Source organism: Mesonia phycicola (genome assembly GCF_900141885.1).
Lineage (GTDB): Bacteria > Bacteroidota > Bacteroidia > Flavobacteriales > Flavobacteriaceae > Mesonia > Mesonia phycicola.
The window spans coordinates 34,169-54,170 of the sequence record NZ_FQYY01000005.1 but is presented as its reverse complement, the minus strand read 5'-3'; the positions used below and the strand labels follow the sequence as shown (position 1 = coordinate 54,170).

Here is a 20,002-nt window from a genome sequence, read left to right as displayed (position 1 = left end):
ACAACACAATGGCCAATTCTTTAAAATTTATAATTCTAATATTTCTCGTTCAAGTTGGATGCAAAAGCGTAGAAAAACCTTCTGAAGTTGAACCAGAAATTGAATTGATAAAAGAAAATATTATTATTTCTGAAGTAAAAATTAATGCAATTACTCGTGGCCATAAAGAAGAAGTTACGGTAAACTCTGCGTTATACACATTTCATAGTAACTCTATGAACAACACAAATAAGGTTAGAAACACGATGACCCTTACTGCTAAAGAATGGGCTATCATCACAGAAATGATTTCTAAAATTGACTTAAACCAAATCAATTCTCTTAAATCTCCTACAGAAAATAGAATGTTTGATGGTGATTTGGCTACCACAATTTCTTTTATTTCTGATGAAAAAACTTATACTTCTTCTGTTTTTGACAAAAAAACTCCTCCTGAAGAGCTAAGTGAAATTGTAAAATACATCTACTCTTTAAATGAAGAATAATAAAAAAGGCTTCCGCAAATACGGAAGCCTTTTTTATAATAAGTTAATATTTTTTTATTTTTCTACTTCTTTTACTAAAAGAACATAAACAGGAAAGTGATCACTATAACCTCCAGAAAAACTACCATCAGAAAAACTTCTAAAAGGATAACCTTTATACTTTCCTCTAGGGTTAGCTAAGTAATGCGGATTAAAAACACCTGCTTTGTAATATCTATAAGAGCTATAATCGTTATCTAAAAATGCTTTAGAAAGAATCATTTGATCAAAAAGATCCCAACTATCACGGTAAGCAATAGTACCAATACCTTTTTTATGCATACTTTCCATAGGGTTGTATAAGCCTTTTAACTTTACTTGCTCTTTTTCTGCTTTAGCACCTAACACTTTTTTTACACTTGTATTATAAGGTCCATCGTTTAAATCTCCCATAGTAATTATCTTTGCATAAGGATCTTCTGCTTGTAAAGAGTCTATAATCTTTTTGTTTAAAGCTGCTGCTTTTTCTCTTTTAAAACGGCTTCTTGCTTCACCACCACTTCTAGATGGCCAGTGGTTTACTATAAAATGCATTTTATCTCCGTCTAATAAGCCTGTAACTAATAATTGATCACGAGTATAAACTCTTTTATCTGGATTAGATTTATCATAAATTAATAACTCGTGAGAAGAAGTATGAGTGGGCTTAAATAAAGATTTTTTATAAAGTAATGCTACATCTATTCCTCTTGCATCTGGAGAGTCATAATGCACAATACCATAATTTTCATTAATTAATGCTGGCTCGTTAACCAAATCTTCTAGCACCTTTATATTTTCTATTTCACAAACTCCAATAACTGCTGGTGCATTGCCTGTAACATCTGTTCCAATTTCTGCAATAACTTTAGCCATATTTTTAAGTTTATTAACATAAACATCGGCTCTAAGACTTTCTGCCATTTCCATTATTGGGCTGGCTTCATCAAATTTCTCTGGGTCATCTACTGGATCAAAAAGATTTTCTAAATTATAAAAAGCAACTGTATTTACCTTGTATATTTTCTCTTCTTGCGCATTAGAAAAATTTAAAAATAAAAAACAAACAATTAAAATTGAGTATCTTAGCTTATGCATGTATATTAATATTATGTTAATGTAAACAATTATGCAATTGGGATGCCAAAAGTAGGTAATGTAGATAAATAATGTACATTTGCTGCCCGAAAATAATATTTTCTTAACTCAAACAATTATTAATTAAGGATTTTAGAATGAAAAAAGTTTACTTCTTTTTAACATTTTTATGTTGTTCTATTGTTGCTTTTGCACAGCAAACTACCATAAAAGGTAAGGTGGTAGATGCTAGCAACAATGAAGCATTACCTAATACTCAAGTCTCTATTGAAAATACTATCTTTTCAGTAGACACCGATGCAGAAGGTAATTTCAACTTCAATACTTTTAGTGTTCCTCTTGGAGAGCAAATTATTACACTAGAAAAACAGGGATACATAAAAAGACGTTACCCAGTAATTATTAATGAAGGTGAAGCTCTAGATCTAGATGTTCTAGAAATGGAGGCAGATATTAATGAAGAAAATTTTCAGATAGGTACCATTAGCTTGTCTGATAATGAATTAAGTAGTGACGAAAGTACTGCAGATAATATGTCTGGACTTCTACAAGCTTCTAAAGATGTGTTTTTAAATGCAGCATCTTTTGATTTTAGCGCTACTTTTTTTAGACCTAGAGGATACGATAATGAAAACGGAAAAGTTTTGATTAATGGTATTGAAATGAATAAGCAATATGACGGTCGCCCACAATGGAGTAGCTGGGGAGGTTTAAATGATGCGCAAAGAAATCAAGAATTTACGATGGGGCTTAAAGCAAATGAGTACACATTTGGTGGCCTATCTGGTACTAATAATATTGTAATGAGAGCCTCTCAATACAGAGAAGGTGGTAGAGTTTCTTATGCGGCAGCCAACAGAAGTTACACGGGTAGAGTGATGGCTTCTTACAATACTGGCTTAATGCAAGGTGGATGGGCTTTTAGCTTTTTAGCTTCTAGAAGATTTGGAGAAGAAGGTTTTACTGAAGGTACTTCTTACGATGCCAACTCATTTTTTGCTTCTGTTGAAAAACAATTATCAGAAAAACATAGTTTAAACTTTACAGGTTTCTTTACTCCTAACAGAAGAGGTAAGTCTACTGCAATAACAGAAGAGGTAAAAGAATTAAAAGGTATAGACTACAACCCTAATTGGGGTTATTTAGATGGCGATAAAAGAAACGCTAGACATAAAGAAATAGCAGAACCTGTTTTAATGTTAAACCATTATTGGGATATTTCTAATAAAACAAAATTAAATACCAACGTTGCTTACCAATTTGGTAAAATAGGAAACACCAGAATAGATAATGGGGGTACAAAATTAGTTGAAACTACAGATGGACAAACCTATTATGCAGGGGGTGCCAGCAACCCTAGCCCAATTTACTACCAAAATCTTCCTAGTTATCATTTAAGATATACAGATTTAACCGCTGCTAACTATCAAGCAGCATATTTAGCAAGAGAAGAATTTCAAAATGACGGACAGTTAGATTGGAATGCTCTTTATGAGGCTAATACTATAGCTGTAAGAAATGGTGGTAATTCTATTTATGCTATTCAAGAAGATCGCCAAGACGATACTCAATTTACTGCAAATACCATTTTAACTTCAGATATTAATGAAAATATCACTTTTAATAGTTCTCTAAACTACAGACATTTAAAGAGTGAGTATTTTGCGGAATTGAATGACTTATTAGGCGGCACAGGTTATTTAGATGTAGATTTCTTTGCAGAAGAAACACAAGAAGATACAGATATAGATAACATTGCGCAGAGTGATGTTAACAATCCAAACCGAATAGTACAAGAAGGAGAACGTTACAAATACAATTATGAAATTGAAGCTAACGTAGCTACAGCATTTGCACAGGCTCAATTTAAATACAATAAAGTAGATTTTTATGTAGCAGGTAACCTATCTAACACCACCTACCAAAGAACAGGTCTTTATGAAAATGGTTACTTTATGGGTAATAGTTTTGGTAAAGGAGAAAAATTAGATTTTACCAACTATGGAGCTAAAGCAGGAGCAACATACAAAATTACAGGTAGACACCTTTTAGATTTAAATACAGGTTATTACACTACAGCACCTAGCATTAGAAACTCTTATAGCAATGCTAGACAAAACCACAATACAGTTGCTGGCTTAGAGTCAGAAAAAGTACAATCTGTAGATTTAAGTTATATTTTTAGAACGCCTACCATAAAAGCTAGACTTACTGGTTTTTATACACAGTTTCAAGATGGTACAGACATCGGTTTTTACTTTACACAAGACCTTTCTGGTTTTGGTATAGATGAGGGAGATGCATTTGTACAAGAAATTGTAAATGGTATTGATAGAAGAAATATGGGTGCAGAATTTGGAATTGAGGCTCAAGTTACACCTACTATCAAATTAAAAGCTGCGGGTTCTATAGGCCAGTATGTTTATACTAATAATCCTGATATTTACTTAACTAGTGATGATTTTATTCCAAATACTAATCAAGTAAATGCAAACGGAGAAGTTAGGTTTGGAGACGGAAAAACTAATTTAAAAGACTATCACGTTGCTGGAGGACCAGAAAGAGCTTTACAGTTTGGTTTTGAATATAGAGACCCTAACTACTGGTGGGTTGGAGCAACATCTAATTACTTCTCTAATGCGTATATAGATATTTCTGCTTTAAATAGATCTAGCAACTTTGCTAGAGATTATGACGGATTGTTAATTAACGATTATGATGCAGATAACGCTAGAAACTTATTAGAACAAGAACAATTTGATGACTATATGTTATTCAACATCGTAGGAGGTAAGTCTTGGAGAATAGATGATTACTATATTGGTTTCTTTGCTACCATAAACAATGTTTTTAACCAAGAATATAAAACGGGTGGTTTTGAGCAGTCAAGAAACTCTAACTACACGAACCTAAACGAAGATCAATCTCGTGAAAACGGATCTTTATTCGGGAATAGATATTTCTACGGGTACGGAACCACTTATTACTTAAACTTATACATTAGATTTTAAAAAAAAGAAATTATTACTGATATGAAAACAACTACAATGTACAGAAGATTTATTCTAATGGTTCTTGCGGTAAGCTTTTTAGCTTCTTGTGTGCAAGATGACGATTTTGAAACTCCTAACACTACAGTTACCGAACCAGAACTTGAAGGTGAAGTTATATCTATCTCTTCTGTTTTAGGAACCGCTGCTCAAAATGAAGGAGATCTTTATACGTATGAAGAAACAGACCTTTATGTAGAAGGTTATGTAATTTCTTCTGATGAAGCTGGTAACTTTTATAGAGAACTAATCATACAAGATAACCCAGAAAACCCTACTGCTGGTTTAAAAGTGTCTATTACCGTAAACGATTTGTATACTAAATATGAAATAGGAAGAAAAATATACATTGCTTTAGAAGGCTTCACCGTAGGTACTTCTAACGGAGTAGTAACATTAGGTATACCTGACAGAATCTATATTGATCCTGCTCCAGCACAATTTGAAAATAAAATTTTTAGAAGCGCTGAAGTTGCAGAAATTGTACCATTAGAATTGGAAATTAGCGAATTTACTGACGCTTACGAAAATCTATTTATTCAGTTAAATAATGTTCAGTTTGCAAAAAGCGAATTAAAACTTTCTTTTGCTTCTGAAGCTACAGATGAATATGACGGAGAAAGAACTTTAGAGAGCTGTACCACAGACAACACAACTATTTTTAGCACAAGTACTTTTGCAGATTTTGCATCTATAAGCGTACCTCAAGGTAGTGGTAGTATTTCTGGAATTTTATCTAGAACTTTTGAAGACGATGCTTATATTATCTCTGTAAATACTGTAGATAGTAGCACTATAAATATGGAAGGAGAAAGATGTGACCCTGAACCTGCTGAACCAGGACTAGTTCAACCTCCATTTAATGAAGACTTTGAAAGCCAAAACTCTAGCAGTGATCTAGCAATTGATGGTTGGGTAAACGTTAATGCCAATTATGGTGAGCGTGTATATACAGTAGCTGAATTTGGAGGAAATAAATATGCACAAACTTCTGCCTATAATTCAGATGAAAACCCTTATGAAGCTTGGTTAATTACTCCTGGTGTTGATTTAACAAGTTCAACTACTGCAACCTTATCTTTCGACACTAAAGATGGCTATAATAACGGGGCTGCATTAACCACTTATATAACAACTAGTTTTGATGGCGATATCAATAATTCTATTTGGACAGAATTAACAGGTATTAATTATTCATCAGGTAACTCAAGTGGTTACGCAGACAACTTTGTTCCTTCAGGAGATATAGATTTATCTGCTTATGCAGGGCAAACTGTATACATTGCATTTAAATACTTAGGAGGTGATCCAAATACAACTACTACTTATCAAATAGATAATGTATCTCTAACTGCGAATTAATTAAATTTAAAATAAATTTTCATAAAAAAAGCCACTTCAATTGAAGTGGCTTTTTTTATTATAAAACATTTTAACTATTCATCATCTTTAATTTCTCCCGTAAACTCATCATATTCTGGGTAAAGAAAGTTATTGTAAGGGAATCTGGTAATATGTATTTGCCTTACTTCTTCGTAAACCTTCTTTCTAAAATCTTCAATATTCTCTTTATTAATTGCTGAAATAAATAAAGCATTATCTCCAATTCTATTCATCCAAGTGCGTTCCCACTCTTCTAAGGTATAATGCGCAGGTGTTCTTTCTGTCATTAAATCATCTTCTTCAATTTCTTCTGGCTCATAAGCATCAATCTTATTAAAAACCATTACTGTTGGTTTATCTGATGCTCCTATTTCATCTAAAATTTGATTTACAGAGGCTATGTGTTCTTCAAAATTAGGGTGAGAAATATCTACAATGTGCAACACTAAATCTGATTCTCTTACCTCATCTAAGGTAGATTTAAAAGACTCTACCAACTGTGTAGGTAACTTTCTTATAAAACCAACCGTATCTGTTAATAAAAACGGAAGGTTTTTAATTACCACCTTTCTAACTGTAGTGTCTAATGTTGCAAACAGTTTATTTTCTGCAAAAACATCACTTTTGCTAATCACATTCATTAAAGTAGATTTACCCACATTGGTATAACCCACTAAAGATACTCTTACTAGTTGCCCACGGTTACCTCGTTGTACAGACATCTGCTTGTCTATAATCTTAAGTTTATCTTTAAGCAACTTAATTTTATCTCTTACAATACGTCTATCTGTTTCTATTTCTGTTTCTCCAGGTCCGCGCATACCAATACCCCCTCTTTGGCGCTCAAGGTGCGTCCATAAACCGGTAAGTCTTGGTAATAAATATTCGTACTGTGCAAGCTCTACTTGTGTTCTAGCGTAACTTGTTTGAGCGCGTTGTGCAAAAATATCTAGAATTAAATAGGTTCTATCTACAACTTTACATTTTAATATTTTTTCAATATTTTTTTGTTGCGCAGGGCTTAGTTCATCATCAAAAATGGCAGAACCAATATCATTTTCTTCTACAAATTGTCTTACATCTTCCATCTTCCCAGTACCTATAAAGGTTTTAGGATTTGGCGTGTCTAATTTTTGGGTGAATCTTTTTAAAACTTCTCCTCCTGCTGTGTAGGTAAGAAATTCTAATTCATCTAAATATTCATTTGATTTTTCTTCATCCTGATGTTGTGTAATAATACCTATTAACACAGATTTTTCATATTCAATCTCTTCTTTCTCTATCATATTTTTATTTCCATGTAATCTTTCAAAGTTAATAAAAACTAACGATGATTTACAGGTGTATTAAGATTATAAGTTAACTTTTATAGCCTTATTTGGTTAAAGTTTTCTCAAAACATTTACTGTTTTCTACGCCCATATATTGCCCGTAGTTTTCTATTATTTGATAGCCATTTTTTTGGTAAAGTCTAATAGCGTCTGGTTGTCTAACTCCTGTTTCTAATCTGCATTTGTGGTAATTAAGTTTTTTTGCCCATTTTTCTAAAGCCAATAAAACTTGAGTTGCAATACCTTTACCTCTATATTCTTGTAGAGTGTACATGCGTTTTACCTCTACCGTTTCATGATCTAAAGCTTTTATAGCTCCGCAACTTACGGCTATATTATTTTGATAAAAAACAACTACATGGTTTAAGTGATCTATCGCATTAAATTGATGATAAAATGCGTGCTCTTCTCCGTCTATCTTGGCTAACTCATTATCTAATAACTCAACTAGTTTTTGAAAATCTTTATTTTTAGAGTCTGTATATAAAACTTTAACCATGTAATTAGTTTAAAGTGTGTGCTGCTAAAATTTTTTGTACTTCATAAATATCTACTTTCTTGTTGAATTTCTTAGAAATACTAGGGTGCTGCTCACTAGAGATCCATATTTTTAGTTCTGCATCTAAATCAAAACTACCAGCTGTTTCTATGCTAAAACGAGTAATACTTTTATAATTTACAGAAAAATAAGAAGTTTTGCTACCGGTAAGACCTTGTACGTCTACTAAAATTAATCTTTTATTTGTAAAAATAAAGGTGTCTCTAAAAACAGTAAACCCTACCTCTATAGTTTCTGTATCTAGTAGAAGTTTACCATATTTTTGCTGAATTGTTTCTTTATCTATTGCTCCTGCGTTACCTAATAATGACGATAGTATACCCATAATTTGTATTGATGAATGTTATAAAGTGTAAGGTAAGGTTTTGCATGTGTTTTGCGCAAGGGATAGAGGCATTTGTTGAAGCTCTTTTTATTTTTTTTAACGTTAATAAATGTAAAAAATAAAAAAGCGACTGCCGATAGCCCGACCCTTTGGGGTTGCGCCATAAAAAAAGCCTGATCTCTACTAAGAGTTCAGGCTTTTTCAACTTAACCTAACTTAACTACTTTAATTTTTAAGCGATTTCATATCTATTACAAAACGATATTTTACATCAGATTTTGTAACACGCTCAAAGGCTTGATTGATATTTTGTATATCAATCATTTCTACATCTGAAACTATATTATGCTCTCCGCAGAAATCTAACATTTCTTGTGTTTCTTTTATTCCGCCAATTACAGAACCTGCTATATTTTTTCTTTTAATAATTAGTCCGCCTCCGTGAATTGGGTCTAATGGCTCTATAGCGCCAACCAATACCATAGTTGCATCTCTTTTTAGTAGACTTACATAAGGGTTAACGTCGTGACCTACGGGTACGGTGTTTAATAAAAAATCGAAAGAATTGGCATGTTCTTTCATTTGGACTGCATCTTTAGAAATTAAAACTTCGTCTGCTCCTAAGTTTTTTGCGTCTTCACTCTTGCCAGGAGAAGTGGTTATCATTACTACGTGAGCTCCCATTGCGTGCGCAAATTTTACGCCCATATGCCCAAGACCACCTAAGCCAATTACACCAACTTTATCTCCTTTTTTTACTTTCCAATGGGTTAGTGGCGACCAAGTTGTGATTCCTGCACATAAAAGTGGTGCTGCTGCTTTGGCGTCTATATTTTCTGGTACTTTGAGTACAAACTCTTCTCTAACTACAATATTTTCTGAATACCCACCAAAAGTATGACCTCCAAGGTGTTTATCTTTACCATTGTAAGTACCTACAAATCCATTTTCACAATACTGCTCTAAACCTTCTTGGCAGGAGCTACACTCTTGACAAGAATCTACCATACAACCTACCCCAACTAGGTCTCCTTCTTTAAATTTGTTTACTTTACTTCCTGTTTGTAAAACACGACCAATAATTTCATGTCCAGGAACTACAGGATATCTAGAATTTTTCCAATCGTTTCTTACTTGGTGAATATCGCTATGGCAAACACCACAATATAATATATCTATTTTTACATCATTTTCTAAAACTTCTCTTCTTGATAGCGTGAAAGGTTCTAAATCTGCATCATTGGCGTGTGCAGCATATGCTTTAACTTCTGTTTTACTCATTATCTATTCTTTTTTAGTGCAATTTTAAAATTCATAATTAGATAATTGTACCGTTTAACCATATTTAACGCACAATATTAACCTAAGTTAACTAACTGAGCTTAAAATAATTCTTTAAGGTATTTAAAATTAGATTTTGCACTATCTATTACCTCTGCACTTCTGCCATTAATCATTAATTTACTCATGCTTTTTGCAAAGCCTTTAATTTGATTAAATTTAATTTCTGGCGGCATAGCCAGCGCAGACGGATCTGTATAAATATTAATTAATGCAGGTCCATCGTGAAAAAATGCTTCTTGTAATGCCGTTTTTACATCTTTACCACATTTAGCCTCCCAAGCTTTTATATTCATAGCTTCTGCAACCTTTACAAAATCTGGGTTTTCTAAATCTGTTTGCCAGTCTGGGTAACCTTCTACTTCCATCTCTAACTTTACCATCCCTAAACTACGATTATTGAAAACCACTATTTTTACAGGTATGTTGTATTGACTTATCGTCATTAAATCTCCTAATAACATGGTGAGTCCGCCATCACCGCAAAGTGCTATTACTTGTCTATTTGGATGACCTAAACCCGCTCCCATAGCCATAGGCATAGCATTTGCCATAGAACCATGATTAAAAGAGCCTGTTAAATATCTATTTGTTTTACCTTTTAGGTAGCGAGCTGCCCAAACTGCAGACATACCGGTGTCTACCGTGAAAATTGCATCGTCTGTAGCAATTTTATCAATTACTGAAGCTACATACTCTGGATGTATTTTTTCTTCTTCGGCTTTTTGCGTTACGTAACTTTGGTATTTTTCTTCTAAATCTTGATGTACTTCTCGCATTTCTTTTAAAAATTCATCATCTTCATTTACCTCAACATGAGGTAGTACTGCCTGAAGCGTATCTTTTATAGTACCGTGGTAACCATAATCTACTTTAGCTCTTCTACCTATACGTTCTGGCTTTATATCTATTTGAATTAATGTATTTTTCTCTGGAAGAAAATCTGTGTAAGGAAAATCTGTACCCAACAACACTACTGCATCTGCCTCGTGCATGGCTTTAAAACCTGATTTACTACCTAATAAGCCATTTAAACCTACCGCATAAGGATTAGAAGTTTTATCAAAGAAAATTTTTCCGCGGAAACTAAAACCTATTGGTGCTTTTAATTTTTTAGCTAGTTGCATTACTTCTACCTCTGCTTCTCTACAGCCGTGACCCGCAAAAAGCATTACTTTTTTATTAGAGTTAAGCACTTCTGCTAATTCTTTAATTTTATCTTGAGTAGGTATTATACTAGAAGTAGTAAAGTAGTTTTGCAATGAGGTAGTAGATTCTTGAGCTTCTGCAGAGGCAATATCTCCTGGCAGACCTACTACACCAACTCCTTTATCTTGAATTGCATGTTGAATAGCTGCTTGAAAACCGTGTACTGCTTGTACTGGTGTATTTGCCATAAAACAATATTTGCTGCAATCGTCAAAAAGCTTAGTTACATTGGTTTCTTGAAAATTTTCTGTTCCTAATTTATCTGTTTCTACCGTAGATGCAATTGCAATTACGGGATTTCCTGCACGGTTGGCATCATACAAACCATTCACTAAATGTACGTGCCCAGGACCGCTACTTCCCATACAACAACCAATACCATCTAGTTCTGCATCCATAGATGCTGCATAAGCTCCAGCTTCTTCATGTCTTACATGAATCCATTTTAGGCGTCCGTCTCTTCTTACAGCATCATTTACTGGGTTTAAACTATCTCCCGTTACTGCATACACTCTTTTAACGCCCGCATTCACCAACATTTCTACTAAAACATCTGCAACATTTTTTTTCATAACTAGCTCATTTTTAATTAGTACCTAAATTTACTACCTGACCGTAACAATTGGTGTTAAGGCCATGGTAAACTTTATAGCCGTAAATGATAAATAAATCTTAACTTCCAAGTGTAGAGAGATAACTATGACAAATACAACTGGAAATAAAATAGCATTAGTAACTGGTGCTAATACAGGTTTAGGATTTGAAACCACTAAATTTTTAGCCGAAAAAGGAATACAAGTAATAATGGCTTGTAGAAATATTGATAAAGCTAAAGAAGCGAAGCAAAAAATTGTAAATGTATACCCAAAAGCAAATTTGGTAATTCTACCATTAGATTTAGCAAGTTTAAGCTCTGTAAATGAATTTGCTGAAGAAGTGAAACAAAATTTTAGCCATTTAGATATATTGGTGAATAATGCCGGATTGATGTTTCCTCCTTATGAAAAAACCGAAGACGGATTTGAGTTGCAATTTGGTATTAACTATTTAGGGCATTTTTTACTAACTGGTTTACTAATTGAACTTTTAGAAAAATCTGCCTTTGGAGGAAGAGTGGTTAACCTAAGTAGTTTAGCACATAAATGGGGAGATATCTATTTTGAAGATTTGCAATTTGAAAAAGAGTACGATAAACAAAAAGCTTACGGACAAAGTAAATTGGCTTGTTTAATGTTTGCTTATGAGTTAGACCGAAGATTAAAGAAAACTAATAGCTCTATACTATCTGTTGTGGCTCATCCAGGACTTTCTAGAACTGGATTATTTCAGTATTTATCTGGCTTTTACAAAATATTCATTCCGTTTGTATATCCTTTTACCCAATCTGCTGCTTGTGGCGCCCAATCTCAAATTAAAGCAGCTTTAGACAAAAGTTTGATCGGAGGAGAATATATTGGACCTTCTGGTTTTCAAGAATTTTCTGGCGATCCAACTATTGTTTCTTCAAATTACATTTCAAAAGATGAAGTGAAAGCAAAACGTCTTTGGAAAATTTCTGAGAAATTAGTTGGTATAAATTATTTATAAAAGTAAAAAGTCGGCAATTAGCCGACTTTTACGTTCAAATTTAAAAAATAACCTCCTTACTCACACAATTAAAAAAGGTTAACAGCAACTTGAATTGCACCATATTCTTGTAACGGATTCCATGAAGCGGTTGCCGATACAGGTAATGTATATTCTTTTAAAATTTTTACTTCTTTGTTATAGATAACTCCCACGTTACTTACGTTAGGATGATCTCCATAGAAATGAGCTTCATTTAAAAAAGAGAATGAACCTCCTACAAAACCAGCAAGAGACCAATCTTTTTTATCTAAAAAGATATAACTAGCTTCTACGTAGTTGGTAAATGCATTTTTTGAGTCTCCATTATCATCATAGTAATAATCTCTACCTTGTACTACGGTTGCCCAAGAAAGATTTAAAGGTATTTTCTTAAAACTATACGCAAGACTTACATCTATAAAATGTGAAGTTTCTGTTCTATCATAATTAAAAAATCCAACATCTGGAAAATCACTTGTATTGTTAATATCCCAAATAGCAAGGGTAAAACCTTTATGCATAAAACTTACGTAATAATCATACTCGGTGTACTCTCCTGTAAAAGATCTACCTCCCCAAAGACCAGCCTTGAAAAATCCGTTTTTAGAAGTATAATTAATATCTGCAGTAGTAACTGGAGAATTAGTTACGTGTAAACCTCTCCACAAGTGCATATTTTTTAAAGAAAGATTAAAGTCAAACAACTTTTCTTCTTCCTCGTCATTTTCTTCTAATTTCTCTTCATTTCTTTCTTCAATAACATTGTCTTGATCTTGTGCAAATGTCATTTGACAAGAAATAATTCCGAAGAAAAAGAATATATATTTAATTTTTTTCATTTTTATTTACCTAAAGTTAAAAATACTAATGCTGCCAAAGCTGCACCTATAAGTGGAGCTACTACTGGTACCCAGGCATATCCCCAGTTACTATCTATTTTACCTTTAATTGGTAGAATTGCGTGCATTATTCTTGGACCCAAATCTCTGGCTGGATTAATTGCATACCCAGTAGTACCACCTAAAGAAAGACCAATAGCCCATACAATAAAAGCTACAGGTATAGCGCCAAGCGCTCCCAAACCAACTTTTGTAGTAGTGCCAGTTTCTGTTTCAAAACTTGCATCTGCAAAATAAAATACAGTAATAAGCAAAACAAACGTACCTATAACCTCACTAATTACGTTTCTAAACGTATCAGGTATTGCTGGAGCTGTACAAAACACAGCTCTTTTTGCTCCACCATCTTCTGTTTCGTCAAAATGATTTTTATACATTACGTAAACCAATGTGGCACCTAACATAGCCCCTAAAAACTCTCCTGCAATATAGGTTGGAGCATCTTCCCAAGGGAAAAGTCCAGCAATTGCTAAACCTATAGTCACAGCAGGGTTAAGGTGAGCTCCACTATATGGACCTGCCACTACAACTCCTGCAAATACAGCAAGAGCCCAACCAGTAGTTACTACTATCCAGTCACTGCCTTGACCAATGGTTTTGTTTAAACTCACATTGGCTACTACTCCGCCTCCGAGTAAAATTAAAATAGCAGTTCCTAAAATTTCTGCAATAAATGGTGTCATATTAAATATTATTTTTCTTCGTTAGTATTGCTCCAGTGTTGTAAGGCTTCAATAGCTCTATACCATCCTTTGATTCCGTCTTTTACGTCATCTTGATTTTCTGTTGGTTGAAATTTAAGGTCTTCTTGCCAAGTCTCTTGAATTTCATCTGTATCTTTCCAATAACCAACAGCTAAACCTGCTAAATAAGCCGCTCCAAGAGCAGTAGTTTCTGTTACTTTTGGTCTAACGGTAGTAGTATTTAACACATTTGATTGAAATTGCATCAACATATTATTTACAGATGCACCACCATCTACACGAAGTTCTTTTATTTCTATTTTAGAGTCTGCCTTCATTGAAGTTAAAATATCCATCGTTTGGTAAGCAATTGCTTCTAGAGATGCTCTTGCTATGTGTGCATCTGTAGTACCTCTTGTCATTCCAAAAATAGTACCTCTTGCATCTTGGTTCCAGTAAGGAGCTCCCAAACCAGCAAATGCAGGAATAAAATAAACTCCTTCTGTATCTTCTACAGAACTAGCTAAATCTTCTACTTGAGACGATTTATTGATAATTCCTAATCCGTCTCTTAACCATTGAACAACGGCACCACCTATAAATATGCTTCCTTCTAAACAGTACTCTGTTTTTCCGTTAATTCTCCACGCTACAGAGGTAAGTAGGTTATTTTTAGAAATAATTGGTTTTTCACCAATATTCATTAACATAAAACAACCTGTACCATAGGTGCTTTTTACCATCCCTTTTTTGGTACACATTTGCCCAAATAACGCAGCCATTTGGTCTCCAGCAATACCTGCAATTGGCACTTTAGATGCAAAAATGGTAGTTTTTGTATGCCCATAAACTTCACTAGAATCTCTTACTTCTGGTAACATACTTCTTGGAATATCAAAAAGCTCTAAAAGCTCATCATCCCAGTCCATCGTGTTAATATTGAAAAGTAAAGTTCTAGATGCGTTAGTTACATCGGTTACGTGAAGTTCTCCTTTAGTAAAATTCCAGATTAACCAAGTATCAATAGTACCTAAAATTAAATCTCCTGCTTCTGCTTTTTCTCTAGCTCCTTCTACATTATCTAAGATCCATTTTACTTTAGTACCAGAAAAATAAGAATCTATAACTAATCCTGTTTTTTCTTGAATCATTTTGGCTTTACCGTCTGCTTTTAGCTGTGTACAGTATTTTGCAGTTCTCTTATCTTGCCAAACAATAGCGTTGTAAATAGCTTTACCAGTATTCTTATCCCAAACTACAACGGTTTCGCGTTGATTCGTAATACCAATTGCTTCTATGTTTGTACCATTAAGTCCCTTCTTGGTAGTAGCTTCTGCCGCTACCCCTGCTTGGGTTGCCCAAATTTCTGCAGGATCATGCTCTACCCATCCTGGCTTAGGGAAATATTGTGTAAACTCTTTTTGTGCAACAGAATAGATTTCTCCTTTTTTGTTGAACAGGATAGCTCTAGAACTTGTTGTTCCTTGATCTATCGCTAAAATATATTTATCCATAAAATTAAAGGTTTAGGTGATTTTTCTCTCTAAATACTCGAGTTTATTTAGAGAGAAATCTCAAGTTAATTACTATTATTAGGTTGTTGTTAAATTGTATAATTTTTTGCTACACTTGTAAAAGCAGCTATTTGTTCTTTTTGCCACTCTTCTGATTTGTTTAGTTCTTTCGCTAAAATTTGAGCCACTACCGGAGCACTTTCTATTGCTGCGTGAGCATCTAAAAACAATGCTCTTACTCTTCTTGCTAAAACATCTTCAACAGTTCTCGCCATTTCACTTCTTGCTGCCCAAACTACTTCTGCAAGAATAAATGGAAGTCTTGCATGTAATTTCTTAGCGTACTCAGGGTTTTCTTGGCTTATCTTTTCTATGTTTTCTATATCGCTACCATAGATATATAAATGGTTTTCTCTATTGGTAGTTTCTTTTGCACCGTGATATGCATAATTTTCTGTTTTACAAGCTTTTTTAGGCACTTTACCTAAACTTATTGCTTTATCTACGGTGTCTTGCGCCATTCTTCTAAAGGTAGTCCACTTACCACCAGTAATGGTGATTAGCCCTGTTTTAGAAACTATAATTTTATGGCTTCTAGAAATTTCTTTTGTTTTTTCTGAATCGTCTTTTGGAGCTGCTAATGGTCTAAGTCCAGCATAAATACTTAGAACATCTTTTCTTGAAGCTTGTTTAGCAATATACTTGTTAAAGGTTTTAAGTATAAACTCAATTTCTTGTTCTTGTGCTTGCGGCTCTAAACTATGATCATCTAACATTGTGTCTGTAGTACCCACAATTACTTTATCATGCCACGGCACTGCAAATAATACACGACCATCATCTGTTTTAGGTATCATGATAGCGTCATTACCTGGTAAGAAAGATTTATCAAACACCAAATGTACCCCTTGGCTTGGTCTTACCATTTTTCTTCCTTCAGGATTATCTAATTTTAATATTTCATCTGTAAATACTCCTGTAGCATTAACTACTGCTTTACATTTAAATGAATATTCTTTATTAGTTTCTGTATCTACCGCCTTTACACCATTAATATTTCCGCTTTTATCTTTTAAAAGACCATTTACTTTTACATAATTAAGTAGCGTGGCACCTTCTTCAATACAAGATTGAGCAACATTAATTGCTAACCTAGAATCATCAAACTGACCATCTCTATAAACCACACCACCTCTCAAGTTTTCTTTCTTTAAAGTTTCTAATCTTTGAAGAGTTTCTTTTTTCTTGATATGGGTAGATTTACCTAAACTTAATTTCCCAGATAAGAAATCGTATACCTTAAGACCTACTGTATAAAAAATACCATCCCACCATTTATAATTAGGTATTATAAATGTTTGATTTTTAACCAAATGCGGAGCGTTTTTTGCTAAAAGACCTCTTTCATGTAATGCTTCTCTAACCAAATCTACATCTCCCTGAGCTAAGTACCTTACCCCACCATGAACTAGTTTTGTACTTCTACTTGAAGTTCCTTTTGCATAATCTACCATCTCTAACAACAAAGTCTTGTAACCACGAGTTACACTATCTAACGCGGTTCCTAATCCTGATGCTCCACCACCAATAACAATAACATCCCACTCTTGTGTTTGGTCAAGGTTATTTAAAATAGCTTCTCTTGAATATAAATTTTGATTCTTCATTTCTTTTATTAAATTACGAATGCAAAGCAAAAATAATAAAAATATTACAAAACGAAACAAAAAGAAAGCTTAAAAATGTGATATTGATAAAATTCAGAAAAAATTACGCAATAATTACTTTCATTTAGTTTCAATTAATAAATATTCATCAGTGATTTTCTAATATTTAGTGCAAATAGGTAATTTGAATGTGTAATTTCTATATTTGCGAATCAAAAAAAATATCTTTCATGAAAAGGCATCAAGAAATACTAGACATTTTGAATAAAGATAAATATGTTGATGTATCTTATTTATGTAATAAATTGAATGTTTCTGCCGTAACTATACGAAAAGACTTGAAACGTTTAGAAGACAAAGGTTTACTTTACAGGACCCACGGAGGAGCTTCTTCTGAAAATCCGTATATGAAAGATAGACCCATTAATGAAAAAGAAAAGATTTTTATTGAAGAGAAAAACGGAATTGCAAATGCTGCTGCTGCCTTAATTTCTGAAAATGACTCTTTTATGATTGCTTCTGGCACCACCGTACAAGCCTTAGCCAAAGCAATTAATATACAAGGAAAGCTAAATATTATCACTTCGTCTTTAAATGTAGCTGTTGAGCTTCTTAAAAATAAAGATTATGACGTGATTCAACTTGGTGGCAATGTAAGACATAGTTCTTCTTCTGTTACTGGGCATTATGCTAATTTTATACTAAATGACATTTCTTGCAACCAACTATTTATTGGTGTAGACGGTATAGATTTAGATTTTGGTTGTACCACTACCAGTTTAGAAGAAGCTGCCTTAAATAAAAAAATGATTCAATCTGCGCAAAAAACTATTGTTTTGGCAGATTCTTCTAAATTCGGAAAAAAGAGTTTTGGCAAAATTTGTAGCTTAGACGCAGTACATCATATTATTACAGACAAAGGTATATCTAACACTGTAGTAAATCGTATAAAAGCAAGAGGTATAAAAATTACGGTTGTTTAATTTTTTCTGAAGATAATTTCTTGTAGACACCGTTTGTCCACCCAAATCCGTCTTGGTTAGGGTACTCACCACCGCCACCTTCTTTGTTGATATTGATAACGTGGTATTTTTCTAAAATTTTATATTCTCTCTGGTATACTTTTTTATTTAAACCCAACCAACGCTTTTTAACTTCATTTGCAAAAGCAAATTGCTTATAATTTTGTAAACCTTTTATAGCTAAAAAGTGTAATGGAGCCCAACCGTTAGGCGCATCCCATTGCTGATTGGTAAAATTAGTTGAGGCTAATAAACCACCTGGTACCAAAAATTTTTCTTCTAAGTTATTTTTTAAATTTACTGCCTGAGGTGAGCTACTAATGTTAAAAAACAAAGGGTAAACTGCTGCCAATGACCAAATATTAGTATGCTCTTTTTCTTGAAAGTTATAATCAAAATAAAAGCCTAACTTATCATTCCAAAAATATTTCTGAATTGCATTTTTTCTTTTTTCTGCAAGAGAAGTAAAATAAGTTGCTTTATCTGCATTACCCGTAATTTGATAAGCCTTAGAAATTGTTTGTTCTAAATTATAAAGCAAACAATTTAAATCTACAGGAATTATATTGGTAGTATGTATGTTAGACAAACCTGCCTCTTTATTGCCATCATTATAAAACCACCTACTAGAAAAATCCCAACCAGACTCTGCAGCTGCTCTAATATCTCTATAAACCTCTTCTTTTGTTTTGTTAGGATAAAGCTTAATTGCTTTCTCTGCTGTTTCAATATCTTCTATATAACTCTCTGGTCTTGGTGTGTTTTCATTATCCCAATATCTATTTAAAATCTCACCATTGGCCATTCTCACTACTCTCAAATTTTCTGAATTACTAGCAGAAAGTTTATCTTCTCCTTTCATCCAAAAATTATATTCTTTCACTAATTGTGGTAAATATTTTTTATAAACCTCATCGCCTTTTTCTTCAGCTAAAACAGAAATCATTAATGCATAAAATGGCGGTTGTGATCTGCTTAAATAATAAGTTCTATTTCCATTAGGAATAAAACCATATTCATCTATTAAATAAGAAAAATTATTTACAATATTTTCTATTTGCTGAATTTTACCATCTTCTTGTAAACCCAAAATAGTAAAATAACTATCCCAATAATACACTTCTCTAAATCGCCCACCAGGAATTATATAAGAATACGGCAACGGAATTAATGTACCAGATTTCACCTCATCTGCCGGCTTTTTTAATACCTCCCAAAGTTTGGTTATATGCTGATTGATAGAAGACGAATCTGCTTTGTAAGATGGATTTTCTTGAGGCAGCACAAAATTTTGCTGTATAAAAGTAGTTAACTCTTCATCTGTTGGATTAACTAGCTCTTTAAATTTAGCATTAATCGCACTTACTTCAAATTTAGGGATTGCGTCTACAAAAGTTTTACTATCCTCAAAAATAAGATGGTTTTTTTGTACTTCATAAAACAGCTCTCCGTAAAGTTTCTCCGGTGAAGAAATATTAACTGCATCTTTGTTATTAACACTTGTAGTTTGTCTGCATTCAATCATACTTAATGTTACACAAATAAGCATTAAAAACAAAGTAGTTTTTTTTATCATAGTTAATTTATTGATATTCAACACAATTGTTTTGATTAAGATAACTAATCTTCTAAAAAAAACATATAAAATTAAGTTAAGTAAGAAGCCATAACAGTTAATTAGTTTGAAAACTGAAACTTATTTTGATCTTTTTTTGAAGAAATAATTTAGCGTCACCTTCTTGAAATTTTAAAAACATTCTAGTTTATTTTCTGATTTCCTACCTTTTAAAAAAATGAAAATAAACCAAAA

General features: G+C 33.1%; 16 protein-coding genes. 5 read left to right on the top strand and 11 right to left on the bottom strand.

The features are described 5' to 3' along the window. Positions 1-8: 8 nt before the first annotated feature. Complete coding sequence (locus BUC03_RS08200; protein ID WP_073150234.1) at positions 9-485, top strand: hypothetical protein; 477 nt, start codon at positions 9-11, stop codon at positions 483-485. A 54-nt stretch (positions 486-539) separates the two neighbouring features. Here BUC03_RS08200 and BUC03_RS08195 read toward each other — a convergent pair whose 3' ends face one another. Further along, complete coding sequence (locus BUC03_RS08195; protein WP_073150231.1) at positions 540-1,601, bottom strand: endonuclease/exonuclease/phosphatase family protein; 1,062 nt, start codon at positions 1,599-1,601, stop codon at positions 540-542. Positions 1,602-1,738: 137 nt separating this feature from the next. Here BUC03_RS08195 and BUC03_RS08190 point away from each other — a divergent pair, with 137 nt between their 5' ends. Both BUC03_RS08190 and BUC03_RS08185 read left to right on the top strand, forming a co-directional pair. Next, positions 1,739-4,612: a carboxypeptidase-like regulatory domain-containing protein gene (locus BUC03_RS08190; protein ID WP_073150228.1), complete on the top strand. Its 2,874-nt coding sequence runs from the start codon at positions 1,739-1,741 to the stop codon at positions 4,610-4,612. 21 nt (positions 4,613-4,633) lie between these two features. Continuing rightward, positions 4,634-6,013 carry a DUF5689 domain-containing protein gene (locus tag BUC03_RS08185; RefSeq protein ID WP_073150225.1) on the top strand — a complete coding sequence of 460 codons (1,380 nt, stop codon included), beginning with the start codon at positions 4,634-4,636 and terminating at the stop codon, positions 6,011-6,013. Between the two features lie 74 nt (positions 6,014-6,087). On the opposite strand, the gene hflX is transcribed toward BUC03_RS08185, so the two are convergent. From hflX to BUC03_RS08160, 5 genes are all read right to left on the bottom strand, one after another. Then, positions 6,088-7,320 carry a GTPase HflX gene (hflX, locus tag BUC03_RS08180; protein WP_073150222.1) on the bottom strand — a complete coding sequence of 411 codons (1,233 nt, stop codon included), beginning with the start codon at positions 7,318-7,320 and terminating at the stop codon, positions 6,088-6,090. Positions 7,321-7,408: 88 nt separating this feature from the next. Then, positions 7,409-7,864: a GNAT family N-acetyltransferase gene (locus BUC03_RS08175; RefSeq protein WP_073150219.1), complete on the bottom strand. Its 456-nt coding sequence runs from the start codon at positions 7,862-7,864 to the stop codon at positions 7,409-7,411. A gap of 4 nt (positions 7,865-7,868) precedes the next feature. After that, a complete protein-coding gene (locus BUC03_RS08170) occupies positions 7,869-8,249 on the bottom strand; it encodes a PH domain-containing protein (RefSeq protein ID WP_073150217.1) in 381 nt (126 codons plus the stop codon). A gap of 225 nt (positions 8,250-8,474) precedes the next feature. Continuing rightward, on the bottom strand, positions 8,475-9,530 hold the full coding sequence (locus BUC03_RS08165; protein ID WP_073150214.1) for an NAD(P)-dependent alcohol dehydrogenase: 1,056 nt from the start codon (positions 9,528-9,530) through the stop codon (positions 8,475-8,477). Positions 9,531-9,631: 101 nt separating this feature from the next. Continuing rightward, on the bottom strand, positions 9,632-11,371 hold the full coding sequence (locus BUC03_RS08160) for a thiamine pyrophosphate-dependent enzyme (protein WP_073150211.1): 1,740 nt from the start codon (positions 11,369-11,371) through the stop codon (positions 9,632-9,634). Between the two features lie 127 nt (positions 11,372-11,498). Between BUC03_RS08160 and BUC03_RS08155 the strand changes: the two genes are divergently transcribed. Further along, a complete protein-coding gene (locus BUC03_RS08155) occupies positions 11,499-12,386 on the top strand; it encodes an oxidoreductase (RefSeq protein WP_073150208.1) in 888 nt (295 codons plus the stop codon). A gap of 68 nt (positions 12,387-12,454) precedes the next feature. On the opposite strand, the gene BUC03_RS08150 is transcribed toward BUC03_RS08155, so the two are convergent. From BUC03_RS08150 to BUC03_RS08135, 4 genes are all read right to left on the bottom strand, one after another. After that, positions 12,455-13,246 carry a hypothetical protein gene (locus BUC03_RS08150; RefSeq protein WP_073150205.1) on the bottom strand — a complete coding sequence of 264 codons (792 nt, stop codon included), beginning with the start codon at positions 13,244-13,246 and terminating at the stop codon, positions 12,455-12,457. Positions 13,247-13,248: 2 nt separating this feature from the next. After that, complete coding sequence (locus BUC03_RS08145; RefSeq protein ID WP_073150202.1) at positions 13,249-13,989, bottom strand: MIP/aquaporin family protein; 741 nt, start codon at positions 13,987-13,989, stop codon at positions 13,249-13,251. Between the two features lie 8 nt (positions 13,990-13,997). Then, complete coding sequence (glpK, locus tag BUC03_RS08140; protein WP_073150199.1) at positions 13,998-15,503, bottom strand: glycerol kinase GlpK; 1,506 nt, start codon at positions 15,501-15,503, stop codon at positions 13,998-14,000. Between the two features lie 89 nt (positions 15,504-15,592). After that, positions 15,593-17,170 carry a glycerol-3-phosphate dehydrogenase/oxidase gene (locus tag BUC03_RS08135; RefSeq protein ID WP_073150197.1) on the bottom strand — a complete coding sequence of 526 codons (1,578 nt, stop codon included), beginning with the start codon at positions 17,168-17,170 and terminating at the stop codon, positions 15,593-15,595. Between the two features lie 230 nt (positions 17,171-17,400). Here BUC03_RS08135 and BUC03_RS08130 point away from each other — a divergent pair, with 230 nt between their 5' ends. Beyond that, positions 17,401-18,153, top strand: a complete 753-nt coding sequence (locus tag BUC03_RS08130) for a DeoR/GlpR family DNA-binding transcription regulator (RefSeq protein WP_073150194.1) — start codon at positions 17,401-17,403, stop codon at positions 18,151-18,153. Here the strand turns inward: BUC03_RS08130 and treA are convergent. Next, on the bottom strand, positions 18,140-19,768 hold the full coding sequence (gene treA / locus BUC03_RS08125) for an alpha,alpha-trehalase TreA (RefSeq protein WP_073150191.1): 1,629 nt from the start codon (positions 19,766-19,768) through the stop codon (positions 18,140-18,142). The genes BUC03_RS08130 and treA overlap by 14 nt on opposite strands. Positions 19,769-20,002 lie beyond the last annotated feature (234 nt).

Bases quoted from the DNA above. Each gene is read 5' to 3' on its own strand.
- BUC03_RS08200 (WP_073150234.1), top strand. From the start codon at position 9: ATGGCCAATTCTTTAAAATTTATAATTCTAATATTTCTCGTTCAAGTT.
- BUC03_RS08195 (WP_073150231.1), bottom strand. From the start codon at position 1,601: ATGCATAAGCTAAGATACTCAATTTTAATTGTTTGTTTTTTATTTTTA.
- BUC03_RS08190 (WP_073150228.1), top strand. From the start codon at position 1,739: ATGAAAAAAGTTTACTTCTTTTTAACATTTTTATGTTGTTCTATTGTT.
- BUC03_RS08185 (WP_073150225.1), top strand. From the start codon at position 4,634: ATGAAAACAACTACAATGTACAGAAGATTTATTCTAATGGTTCTTGCG.
- hflX (WP_073150222.1), bottom strand. From the start codon at position 7,320: ATGATAGAGAAAGAAGAGATTGAATATGAAAAATCTGTGTTAATAGGT.
- BUC03_RS08175 (WP_073150219.1), bottom strand. From the start codon at position 7,864: ATGGTTAAAGTTTTATATACAGACTCTAAAAATAAAGATTTTCAAAAA.
- BUC03_RS08170 (WP_073150217.1), bottom strand. From the start codon at position 8,249: ATGGGTATACTATCGTCATTATTAGGTAACGCAGGAGCAATAGATAAA.
- BUC03_RS08165 (WP_073150214.1), bottom strand. From the start codon at position 9,530: ATGAGTAAAACAGAAGTTAAAGCATATGCTGCACACGCCAATGATGCA.
- BUC03_RS08160 (WP_073150211.1), bottom strand. From the start codon at position 11,371: ATGAAAAAAAATGTTGCAGATGTTTTAGTAGAAATGTTGGTGAATGCG.
- BUC03_RS08155 (WP_073150208.1), top strand. From the start codon at position 11,499: ATGACAAATACAACTGGAAATAAAATAGCATTAGTAACTGGTGCTAAT.
- BUC03_RS08150 (WP_073150205.1), bottom strand. From the start codon at position 13,246: ATGAAAAAAATTAAATATATATTCTTTTTCTTCGGAATTATTTCTTGT.
- BUC03_RS08145 (WP_073150202.1), bottom strand. From the start codon at position 13,989: ATGACACCATTTATTGCAGAAATTTTAGGAACTGCTATTTTAATTTTA.
- glpK (WP_073150199.1), bottom strand. From the start codon at position 15,503: ATGGATAAATATATTTTAGCGATAGATCAAGGAACAACAAGTTCTAGA.
- BUC03_RS08135 (WP_073150197.1), bottom strand. From the start codon at position 17,170: ATGAAGAATCAAAATTTATATTCAAGAGAAGCTATTTTAAATAACCTT.
- BUC03_RS08130 (WP_073150194.1), top strand. From the start codon at position 17,401: ATGAAAAGGCATCAAGAAATACTAGACATTTTGAATAAAGATAAATAT.
- treA (WP_073150191.1), bottom strand. From the start codon at position 19,768: ATGATAAAAAAAACTACTTTGTTTTTAATGCTTATTTGTGTAACATTA.